Origin of the sequence: Micromonospora sp. NPDC023633 (genome assembly GCF_040640035.1) — a bacterium.
Taxonomy (GTDB): domain Bacteria; phylum Actinomycetota; class Actinomycetes; order Mycobacteriales; family Micromonosporaceae; genus Micromonospora.
In genome coordinates, this window is record NZ_JBFABB010000186.1 from 1 (window position 1) to 9,745 (window position 9,745).

Here is a 9,745-nt window from a genome sequence, read left to right on the forward strand (position 1 = left end):
CGCCGCGCGCGGCGATCCGGGTCGCCGGCACCCCGCTGCCGGGCACACCGGCGGCGGCGGTCGGGGTGTCGGCCGGCACCGGTTCGACGGTCAGCCCGTCGAGGATGCGGTCCACCCGGGCCTCGCGCCTGCGCCGGGCGTGCAGCGCCTCCTCGAAGTCCCGGCGGGCCTGCACCGCCTCGGCGTAGACGCGCTCGCGCACCTGCCGGGCCTCCTCCCGGGCGGCGTCGAGCTCGACCCGCGCCCGGGCCAGGAGGTCGACCGCCTCGCGGTCGGCGTCGTCCGCGCCGCGCCGGGCCCGCTCCGCGTCGCCGAGGTCCAGCCGCTGGAGCAGGCCCCGCAGCGCCGTCGCCTCGTCACGGATCTCGTCCCACTCGCGCCCGGCCCTCGCGGCGCCCTCCGCCCGCGCGGCGAGCCGGGCCAACCGGATGCCCATCTCGTCCAGGCAGGAATCGACCTGCCGCTGGTCGTAACCGGTCTCAACGACGGAGAACCTCATACTGTCGCCCCCCAGGCAGCTGGTCTTCCTTCCCCACCCTGGATCCTCGGCGCTGGGGGCGGCTGCGGAGGGGGTTCGGAAAAAATGTTCACCATGCGGACGCGCCCGGGCCCCGGGCGGGTCACGGGGTGCCGGCGGGGACGATCCGCCCGAAGGCGCCTCAGGCGCGCTTGGGGAGCACGACCACCCGGCCGAAGAACTCGTCGATCCGGCGCACCACGTCGTTGAAGTCGTCCAGGTCGATCGGCTTGGTGACGTAGGCGTTGGCCTGGAGCGTGTAGCTGCCCACGATGTCCGTGTCGGCGTTGGAGGTGGTCAGCACGACGATCGGGATGGTGCGCAGGTCCTCGTCGCTCTTGACCTCGCCGAGCACCTGCCGCCCGTCCATCCGGGGCATGTTCAGGTCGAGCAGGATGACGTCGGGCCGCCGGGCGTCGGTGTGCCGTCCCTCGCGGCGCAGGAACTCCATCGCCTCCTGGCCGTCGCTGACGACGTCGATGACCTTGTCGACGTCGGAGTCCGCGAGGGCCTCCTCGATCATCAGCACGTCACCCGGGTCGTCGTCCACCACCAGGATGCGAACCGGACTCGGGCTGTCTGCACCCATCACTACCTGCTTCGGGTCGGTGGAACGGAGAATCGCGAGGCGCTCTGTGCCGGCGGGAAAATCTAGCCCATCAGCCGGCGGACCGCGCCGTCGGGTCGGCCCGGTCGGACCGGTGCCTCAGCACCTCGGCGAGCCCCGTCACCTGGAGCACGCGGTCGACCCGGCCGGTGGCTCCGGTCACCCGCAGCCACCCGCCGTCGGCGGCGACCCGGTTGTCGCCCCGGACGAAGGCGGCGATGCCGGTGGAGTCGCAGAAGGTGAGCTCGGTGAGGTCGACCAGCAGGCGACGCTCGCCGGCGTCGACCAGCCGGTCGATGGCGGCGTTGAATTCGGGCGCCGTGCTCAGGTCGAGTTCGCCGGCCAGCCGCAGGCGTGTCGCCCCGCCCTCGCGGTCGGCGTGCGTGACGGTGAACGTCACCCCTGGTCCCCTTCGCTCCACCGCAGGCGGACGCTTGCAGTGTGGCAAGTATAAGCAGGACCACCCGCCGGGGCCGCACCGGCGCTCAGCGCGCTGCGGCGCCGCCCGCCGAGGCCACGGACGACCGGGCCGCCCCGAGGAACCGCGCGGCCCGGGGGAAGTCGCGCAGGACCCGTTCGTAGTGTTCCAGAGTCACCCGCAGGGTGGGGGCCGGCACCCCACGACTGGTGAGGATCTCGACCAGCCAGTCGACGAACTCGGTGAACAGCGAGACGTCGTCGACGTAGAGCGCGGCGGCCAGGAAGTCCACGATGTACCCGAGGTCGCTGACGGTGGAGTCCAGCTGGCTCGGCGTGTAGTCGCGCGTGCCCGGGTCGTGTTCCCGCAGCGTTGCCAGCGCCTCGTCGATCAGCTCGCCGCGCCGCTTGATCAGGCTGGTGTACTCGTCGTCGGCCAGGTGGCTCAGCTCCGCCGGCGCGACACGGCGCAGCGCCCGCTCGTCGGCGACCAGGTCGGCGGCGCTCGGGGCGTCGGGCGCCCAGGCTACGCCGAGCCGCCGGGCCCAGCGCCCGTCCACGCCGAAGCCCCGGCCCCCCACCACCACGGGAACGTCCACCCGGCGGCACGCCTCGATCATGCGGTGCGCGTGGGGCAGGCGCATCGGCAACGCGCAGGCGAGCGCGACCGCGTGGGCGTCGTGCCGGTGCAGGTACGACACCAGGTGCGGGGCGGGGACGCTGGCGCCGAGGAAGGTGACCTGCCAGCCCCGCAGCCGCAGCACCTCGGCGACGAGCCGGGGCGGCAGGGCGTGCCACTCCCCGTCCATGCAGGCCACCACGACCCGTCCCCGCGTCGGGCGCGGGTTCGCGTACGCGGCCACGGCCGCCACCACCCGCTCGCTGATGTGCGTCGCGGCGTGCTCCTGGGCGACGCTCCACTCGTTGCGTGCCCACCGCTCCCCCACCTCGGCCTGCGCCGGAGCGACCAGGTCGAGCAGGACCCGCTCGGCGGGCACGCCGGCCTCCAGCAGGCCGGTGGCCACCTCGATGGCGGCGTACTCGTCCGCCTCCTGGAGGCAGTACAGGTATCCGGGCCAGGCGCTGGCCGGGGTGACCCCGGCGGCCGGGGCGGCGGTCACGGTCGGGTCCCCCTCGCCTCGGCGGTGCCGGTCGCGTCGGGCACCGCGTGCAGATGCCGGGGAGTACGCCCATCCGGGCCGCTCGCCCGCAGCGCGAGCACGGCGATGTCGTCGTGGTCGCCGTGGCCCAGCCAGTCGCAGGTCACCTGCTCGACGCGCTCGGCCAGGGCCGGGGCGGGCATCCGCTGGCAGCCGGTGACGGCGTGGACCAGCCGCTCCGTGCCGAACTGCTCGTTGCCGCGGCGGCCACCGCGCGCCTCGGTCACCCCGTCGCTGTAGAGCAGGCAGGTCTCGCCCGGCTCCAGCCGGACGGTCACCTCCCCGATGCGGGGATCGGGGACCACGCCGACCAGCATGCCCGACAGCGCAACCGGCTCGACCTCGCCGGAGCCGCGCAGCACCAACGGCGGCAGATGGCCGCCGCCGGCCATCGTCAGGGTGAGGCCGCCCTCGCGATGCGCGCGGACCACGCCCAGCACCATGGTCGCGAAACGCCCCTGCCCCTGCGCCTGGCTGGTCTCCAGCAGCGCGTCGTTGAGCAGCTTCAGCAGGCGCCCCGGCTGCGACTCGACCCGGTGCAGCGCCTGGAGGCACTGACGCAGCTGGCCGGTGAAGACCGCCGCCTCGACGCCCTTGCCGGAGACGTCGCCGAGGAAGAACACGGAGCCGCCGTCGGCCAGCCGGTGCGAGCCGTAGAAGTCGCCACCGATGCGCAGGCCGGCCTGGGCCGGCCGGTAGGCGGTGCCCCACTGCACCCCGGTCGCCTCGGCCGGCTCCACCGGCACCAGGCTCGCCTGGAGCGTGTCGGCGACCTCGGCCTGGTCGCGGTAGAGCAGCGCCGTGGTCAGCGCCGCCCCGGCCCGGGCCGCGAAGGCACGGACCAGGTCCACGTCGGCCTCGTCGTACCAGCGGTCGACGCGCCGCGCGACCAGCAGCACGCCGGCCGGGGCGTCCCGACCGGGCAGCGGCACCACCCGCGCGCAGGCGTCCGCCGCATCGAGCCCGGGCAGCCAGCCGGCCTGCACGGCCTGGTCCACCAGCCAGTCGACCGTGTGCGGTTCGACGCCGGCCAGCCCCTCGGTGATCGCCGCGGGCAGGTCGACGGCGGGCAGGACGCCGCTGTCCACCACCGGGGTGTCGTCGTCGCTGCGGGCGGCCCGCCACCAGCGGGCCCGCCCGGAACGAGGTGCCAGCACCAGCACCGCCACCTCGGCCAGCGTCGGCACGGCCAGCCGGACCACCGCCGCGGCGGCCCGGTCGGGGTGCAGCGGGTTGCCGAGCTTCTCGCCGACGACCGCCAGGAACGCCGAGCGGGCCCGCTCGGCGAGCAGGGCGTCGGCGCGGGTGACGCTCTCGGTGACGTCCTCGACGTACCAGCAGCAGCGGGCGGCCGACAGCGCCACCTGGCGCGCGCGCAGCCGGCGGCCGTGGTGCGTGAACTCGGCGCCGTCGGCCAGCCCCGGGATGCCGGCCGCCGCGAGCAGCTCGCCCTCGGTGACCTCGGGCAGCAGCCGCTCGGCCACCGGGCTGACGTGCCGGACGACGTCGTGCGCGTCGCAGACGACGAGGCCCTCGCGGAAGTGCTCGACGACCTCGGACCAGTCGGGTGCCGCGTGCTCCCGGTCGGCCGCGAGCGCGGGGAGCGCGGGTGCCGGGCGTGCCGCAGCGTCGGCGGACCACGCCGTGGCCCGGGCGGCCCTCGGTGTGGAGATCCGTCCGTCGCCGGGATCCCAGTCCCGGACGTCGGCAGCAGTCACCAGCTAAGCCCCACTCCTTGTCGGCACCCGTACCACCGTGAGGCGGCGCATGTGGTCAAATCTCTGACACCCACCCTACGCCCGTGTGCCGCGACCGCCACCCGACGCCCGTCGCGCGGTTGGCGATTCGCGTACCGGGCGGGACCTGCCGGGGGTTGTTACGATCCCCTCACCCTGCCCTCGGCGGCCTGCGGAAAGGCGTGATCGTGCTGTCCCACCGGAGCCATCCCGAGGCGACTCCGCTGAGCATGACCGTCGACCGGTCGGATCCGGCCGCACCGCTCATCCGGGTGGGCGGCGACCTCGCCTACACCACCGCCGGGCCGCTGCGCGCCGAGGTCGACCGGGTGCTCGCGGACGCCCCGCCGGCCCTCGTCCTCGACTTCACCGGCCTGCTCTTCATCGACAGCACCGGCCTCGGGGTGATCGTGCACGCGTGGCGCGAGGGGCAGCAGTGCGGCACCGCCCTCCGGCTGCGCGCCGTGCCCCGGTTCCTGGCGACGATCCTCGACATGACCGGCGTCACGGGCCTGCTCGCCCGGCCGCTCGACGAGGGCCTGACGGCGGCGGAGGGTGCCGCCGGGCACCCCGCCGGCATGGCCTGACGCGATCCGTCCGCCCCCCGGCTTTGCACCCGGGCCCGCGACTGGGAACATGGGCGTATGGCCGCCCAGCTGTTGACCATCGAGGTGAGCCGGCTCGACGCCGGACGCGCCCGGCTCCGGCTGTCCGGTGAGCTGGACTTCGACACCGCCCCGGAACTCGTCGCCGCCGCCGCCGAGCTGCGCCGGGACGGCTACCAGGAGCTTTTGTTCGACCTGAGCGCGGTCAGCCTGTGCGACTCGTCCGGGCTCAGCGCGTTCCTGACCGCCCACCACGGCGGCACGGGCGCAATCCGGCTCTGCGGGGTCGGTCCCCAGCTCCAGCAGCTGCTCGACCGCACCGGTCTGGCCGAGCTGCTCGCGGTGGAACGCGCCACCGACGGCGTCAGCCGCCGGGCGGGCTGAGGCCGACCGCACTCCCGGGTGGGCGAGGGGTTAGCGGCAGCTAGCGTGCCGGTGATCTTTGGCGCTCTCTGATGCTCTATGGTGCAGTAGGTGAATTTGAAGGAATGGGCAGCGTCGCAGGGCATCGCGTATATCACCGCTCGTCGGCAGTACGCGGCCGGGACGTTGCCTGTTCCTACATTCCGGCTCGGGCGGCTCATCATGGTCGGCGAGCCCCTGATCGGCGCCACCCGGAACGCCGGGCAAGTCGTGGTCTACGCCGGGGTGTCGTCGTCTGACCAGAAGACGGATCTGGACCGGCAGGTCGCCAGGGTCACCGCATGGGCGACCGGGCAGCGTCTCGCCGTGGACCGGGTGGTGACCGAGGTCGGATCCGCACTGGACGGGCCCCGCAAGAGGTTCCTCGCCCTGCTGCGCGACCCGGCCGTGACGACCATCGTCGTGGAGCACCGCGGCCGATTCGCGCGTTTCGGAGCCGAGTATGTCGAGGCCGCCCTCGCCGCGCAGGGTCGCCGGCTGCTCGTGGTCGACCCGGCCGAGGTGGACGACGACCTGGTGCGCGACGTTACCAAGGGCGACCCGGCGTGAAGACGATCCAGGCGTACCGGTTCGCCCTCGACCTGAGCCCTGGCCAGGAGCGTGCGGTGCTGGCGCATGCCGGGGCCGCTCGCGTTGCGCATAACTGGGCGCTGGCGCGGGTCAAGGCCGTCATGGACCAGCGGGCCGCCGAACGAACCTACGGCGTGCCGGAGGACCTGCTGACCCCACGCATGTCGTGGACGCTGCCCGCCCTGCGTAAGACGTGGAACGCCGCCAAGGAGCAGGTCGCCCCGTGGTGGAGGGAATGCTCGAAGGAGGCGTTCAACACCGGCCTGGATGCGCTCGCTCGTGGGTTGAGGAATTGGGCTGACTCTCGTTCGGGTAAGCGGGCCGGACGGCCGGTCGGGTTCCCCCGGTTCAAATCCCGCCGCCGCACCACCGCGTCCGTGCGGTTCACCACCGGCACGATCCGGGTCGAGCCGGGCCGTAAGCATGTGGTGCTGCCCCGGCTCGGACGGTTGAAGCCGCACGAGTCGGCCCGAAAACTCGCCCGCCGCCTCGAAGCAGGCACCGCCCGGATCATGTCCGCCACGGTCCGCCGTGACGGCGGCCGGTGGCACGTCGTCGAGGTTGAACGGTGCGAGCGAACGCCGGCCCGACCCGACAGCGTGGTCGGTGTGGACGTCGGGATCACGCACCTCGCGGTGCTGTCCACCGGCGAACTAGTCGACAATCCGCGCCACCTGACCGTCGCGCAGGCCTGGCTGCGGACGCTGAGCCGGACGCTGTCGCGCAAGCAGGGTCCGGACCGGCGTATCGGACGACGGCCCTCGAAACGGTGGGAACGCGCCGCTGCCCGCCTCGGCCGCGCCCACGCCCGCGTCGCGAATCTACGCCGAGACGGCATACACAAGCTCACCACCCGACTCGCCCGCGAGCACGGCACAATCGTGGTCGAAGACCTCAACGTCACCGGCATGCTCGCCAACCGCAGGCTGGCCCGGCACATCACCGACGCCGGATTCGCCGAAATCCGCCGCCAGCTCACCTACAAGACCCAATGGAACGGCGCACGACTGATCATCGCCGACCGCTGGTACCCATCCAGCAAGACATGCTCGGATTGCGGCGCGGCGAAAGCCAAGCTCGCCCTGTCCGAGCGCCAGTACCACTGCCAAGCGTGCGGCCTGATCATGAACCGCGACCGCAACGCCGCGCTGAACCTAGCCGCCCTCGCGGCCGAGTTCGACCCCGCCGGGAGTGGCCCGGTGGCAGCACGTGGAGCCGACCGTAAGACCCGCGTACGCGGGCAGATGGCCATGAAGCGTGAACCCGGCACGGCATCCGCCGGCCAGACCGGGACCGTCCCACCGCAAGGTAGGACTGCTGATCGCGTGCTCACTAGAGCGCACTGAAAGGTAACGGTGGCCCCCGACCCTGGGACCAGGGGCCGGGGGCCGGAGTGAGGATCAGGGTGCGGTGAGCGGTTGCAGCCGGGGCCCGGTCGTACGCCGCTGCCCCGTCGTCGGCGGCTCGGCGTCCTCCGGCGGCCCGGAATCGGGAGTCTGGAAGAGATAGCGGACGAACACCCCACCCGCCTCGTTGTCGTCCGCTCCGGGCCACTGCCCGATGCAGTCCACCCCGACCACCTCACGGCCCGAGCCGTCGCCCTCCTCCAGCAGCGCCCACAGGCTCACCGGATAGCAGCGGGTGTCCTCGGGCGAGAGACGCCAGCGGGCGTACCAGCCGGGTCGGGCGGGAACGATCTCGACGATCCTCTTCATCACGACCTGTCCTTCCGCGTTCTCGGAAGTTCTCCGGTCCGCTGCGATCGTCGGCTCCCGCCGGGTGAGCGCCCCTCACCCCCGCCGGATGAAGCTCCCCGCCGCCGGCCCGGGCGTCGCCGGCCCGGCCGTCGGCGTCCGTTTCGGTCCCGGCGACGACGGGAAGGCGACCGGCGGAAGCGAGGGAACACCAGCGGAAGCGAGGTGTCACCATGCGCAAGCAGATGGAGGGCGACAACCAACGCCGCCGCGCGTTGGCCCGCCAGGCCCGCGAGCGCGGCATGCAGGCCAGCGAGACGGGGGCCAGCCTGAGCGCCTCCAAGCAGCTCACCCACCTGGACCAGGGCAAGCGCGCCGGTCCGCCGCCGGCCGGCAGCCGCCACAAGCCGGACAGCGCCCGGGGCGGGCCGGCTCCACCGACGGCGGGCGTCCCGGAGTCCCCCCGTCCCCTGCCGGACCGGGGGCCGGGCGCGCCGGACGGGACTCCGCTGGGCTACCACGCGCTGGTCGACGACGTCGTGCGCCGTACCGGGGCCGACTTCCGGACCGCCAAGGTGGGGGTCGAGGCGACCGTGCTGGTCCTGGCGTTCGCCCTCGGCGAGGCGGAACGCCGACGGTTGCTGGCGGCGGTGCCGACGAAGCTGCACGACGTCCTCCCGGTGGACGGCATCAGACGACGTCAGGACCTGCCCGGCTTCCTGGCCGAGGTGGGCCGGATCAGCGGCCGTACCCCGGAGCAGGCCCGCTACCAGGCGGAGGCGACCGTGGCGGCGCTGGTCGACCACGACGGCGACCTGATCGAGTCGCTGCACGTGCCGGACGGCCTGCGGGACCTGCTGGAGCCGCCGGCCGTCGGTGGCGGAGTGGTCGGCGCGGTCAGCGCGACGCCCCCGCTGCGCGAGGTGGACCTGCGCGAGGCGCTCGGCGAGCTGCCGTACTGGTCCGGCGACGGCGACTCGCTGTCGCGCACGGTGGAGCTGCCGGCGGACAACCTGGACCGGGTGCTGGACCGGATCGACCGGCTGCGGCAGGAGACCGGTCGCGGCCCGCGGATCGGCCGCCCGGACCCGACCACCGCCGTGCTGACCGTACGGTCCCGGCAGGCCGGCGCGGTGACCGCGATGGACGTGGACCTCGCCCACGCCGTCGACGACGCGATCGACGAGGCGGGCGCCGGGATGGCGGCCGGCTGACCCGGCGCACGGGCCGGCGGGCGCCCACCCGCCGGCCCGCCCCGGCTAGCCTGCCGGGATGGACTCCCCCGACGCGCCCCGGCTGGAGCTGGTCGTCGACCCGGCCCGCCCCACCGGGCGTACGCTCCTCGCCGCCGGCGTCGAGCAGTCCTACGTGGACGTGGCCGACCCGCGTCACCTGCACTTCGAGTACGTGCGGCGGATGGCCGCCCTGGCCGACCTCGCGGCGCCGCCCGGCCGCCCGCTGGCCGCTCTGCACCTCGGCGGCGGCGCGCTGACCCTGCCCCGCTACCTGGCCGCCACCCGGCCCGGCTCGCCGCAACTGGTCGTGGAACGCGATCCGGCCGTGGTCGACCTGGTGGCGCGGGAGCTGCCGGCGCTGCCCGCCGACGTCGACGTACGGGTGGCCGACGCCCGGGACGCGCTGACCCGGGCGCCCTCGGCCGGCTACGACCTGGTGCTCGCCGACATCTACCGGGCGGCGCGGATGCCCGCCCACGTGCGCAGCGTCGAGTTCGTCACCGAGGTGGCCCGGACGCTGCGCGCCGACGGCGTGCTCCTGGTCAACGTGACCGACCTGCCGCCGCTGGTCTTCGCCCGGGTCCAGGTGGCCACCCTGCGGGCGGTCTTCGCCGACGTCTGCCTGGTCGCCGACCGCCGGATGCTGCGCGGGCGGCGCTACGGCAACGTGGTGCTCGCCGCCGCACGAGGTCCGCTACGCCTGCTACGCCCGCGTGCCGGGGGTGCCCCCGGCATGAGCATGCCCGGTGTGGACGGCGGGACCGCGCGCCGGTTGGCCGAG

The 9,745-nt window shown here is 74.2% G+C and carries 11 protein-coding genes and 1 pseudogene; 6 read left to right on the forward strand and 6 right to left on the reverse strand.

Going from position 1 to position 9,745, the window contains the following annotated elements; translation table 11 throughout:
* The 5 genes from AB0G13_RS32295 to AB0G13_RS32315 form a co-directional block, all read right to left on the reverse strand.
* On the reverse strand, positions 1 to 499 hold a 499-nt coding region (locus tag AB0G13_RS32295; protein WP_357882720.1), incomplete at its 3' end, for an ATPase.
* Between the two features lie 160 nt (positions 500 to 659).
* Positions 660 to 1,106, reverse strand: coding sequence for a response regulator (locus AB0G13_RS32300; RefSeq protein WP_357882723.1), 447 nt, complete (start codon positions 1,104 to 1,106; stop codon positions 660 to 662).
* A 70-nt stretch (positions 1,107 to 1,176) separates the two neighbouring features.
* Entirely contained in the window at positions 1,177 to 1,524 is a 348-nt protein-coding gene (locus tag AB0G13_RS32305; RefSeq protein WP_357882726.1) for an STAS domain-containing protein, read from the reverse strand.
* Positions 1,525 to 1,609: 85 nt separating this feature from the next.
* Positions 1,610 to 2,662 carry a cobalamin-dependent protein gene (locus AB0G13_RS32310; RefSeq protein WP_357882729.1) on the reverse strand — a complete coding sequence of 351 codons (1,053 nt, stop codon included), beginning with the start codon at positions 2,660 to 2,662 and terminating at the stop codon, positions 1,610 to 1,612.
* On the reverse strand, positions 2,659 to 4,419 hold the full coding sequence (locus AB0G13_RS32315; RefSeq protein ID WP_357882732.1) for a PP2C family protein-serine/threonine phosphatase: 1,761 nt from the start codon (positions 4,417 to 4,419) through the stop codon (positions 2,659 to 2,661). The genes AB0G13_RS32310 and AB0G13_RS32315 overlap by 4 nt, the downstream gene beginning before the upstream one ends.
* A gap of 206 nt (positions 4,420 to 4,625) precedes the next feature.
* On the opposite strand from AB0G13_RS32315, the gene AB0G13_RS32320 reads away from it, so the two are divergent.
* From AB0G13_RS32320 to tnpB, 4 genes and pseudogenes are all read left to right on the forward strand, one after another.
* Positions 4,626 to 5,024, forward strand: a complete 399-nt coding sequence (locus AB0G13_RS32320) for an STAS domain-containing protein (RefSeq protein ID WP_357882735.1) — start codon at positions 4,626 to 4,628, stop codon at positions 5,022 to 5,024.
* Between the two features lie 57 nt (positions 5,025 to 5,081).
* Positions 5,082 to 5,426 carry an STAS domain-containing protein gene (locus tag AB0G13_RS32325; protein WP_357882738.1) on the forward strand — a complete coding sequence of 115 codons (345 nt, stop codon included), beginning with the start codon at positions 5,082 to 5,084 and terminating at the stop codon, positions 5,424 to 5,426.
* A 90-nt stretch (positions 5,427 to 5,516) separates the two neighbouring features.
* Positions 5,517 to 5,999: pseudogene (locus AB0G13_RS32330) on the forward strand (IS607 family transposase); the annotation flags it as partial.
* An 11-nt stretch (positions 6,000 to 6,010) separates the two neighbouring features.
* Positions 6,011 to 7,381 carry an IS607 family element RNA-guided endonuclease TnpB gene (gene tnpB / locus AB0G13_RS32335; RefSeq protein ID WP_357882741.1) on the forward strand — a complete coding sequence of 457 codons (1,371 nt, stop codon included), beginning with the start codon at positions 6,011 to 6,013 and terminating at the stop codon, positions 7,379 to 7,381.
* Between the two features lie 54 nt (positions 7,382 to 7,435).
* Here the strand turns inward: tnpB and AB0G13_RS32340 are convergent, their stop codons facing one another.
* Complete coding sequence (locus tag AB0G13_RS32340) at positions 7,436 to 7,750, reverse strand: hypothetical protein (protein ID WP_151454803.1); 315 nt, start codon at positions 7,748 to 7,750, stop codon at positions 7,436 to 7,438.
* Positions 7,751 to 7,962: 212 nt separating this feature from the next.
* Between AB0G13_RS32340 and AB0G13_RS32345 the strand changes: the two genes are divergently transcribed.
* Both AB0G13_RS32345 and AB0G13_RS32350 read left to right on the forward strand, forming a co-directional pair.
* On the forward strand, positions 7,963 to 8,943 hold the full coding sequence (locus tag AB0G13_RS32345) for a DUF2267 domain-containing protein (protein ID WP_357882745.1): 981 nt from the start codon (positions 7,963 to 7,965) through the stop codon (positions 8,941 to 8,943).
* Positions 8,944 to 9,001: 58 nt separating this feature from the next.
* On the forward strand, positions 9,002 to 9,745 hold a 744-nt coding region (locus AB0G13_RS32350), incomplete at its 3' end, for a fused MFS/spermidine synthase (protein WP_357882748.1).

Bases quoted from the DNA above. Each gene is read 5' to 3' on its own strand.
- AB0G13_RS32300 (WP_357882723.1), bottom strand. From the start codon at position 1,106: ATGGGTGCAGACAGCCCGAGTCCGGTTCGCATCCTGGTGGTGGACGAC.
- AB0G13_RS32325 (WP_357882738.1), top strand. From the start codon at position 5,082: ATGGCCGCCCAGCTGTTGACCATCGAGGTGAGCCGGCTCGACGCCGGA.
- AB0G13_RS32340 (WP_151454803.1), bottom strand. From the start codon at position 7,750: ATGAAGAGGATCGTCGAGATCGTTCCCGCCCGACCCGGCTGGTACGCC.
- AB0G13_RS32345 (WP_357882745.1), top strand. From the start codon at position 7,963: ATGCGCAAGCAGATGGAGGGCGACAACCAACGCCGCCGCGCGTTGGCC.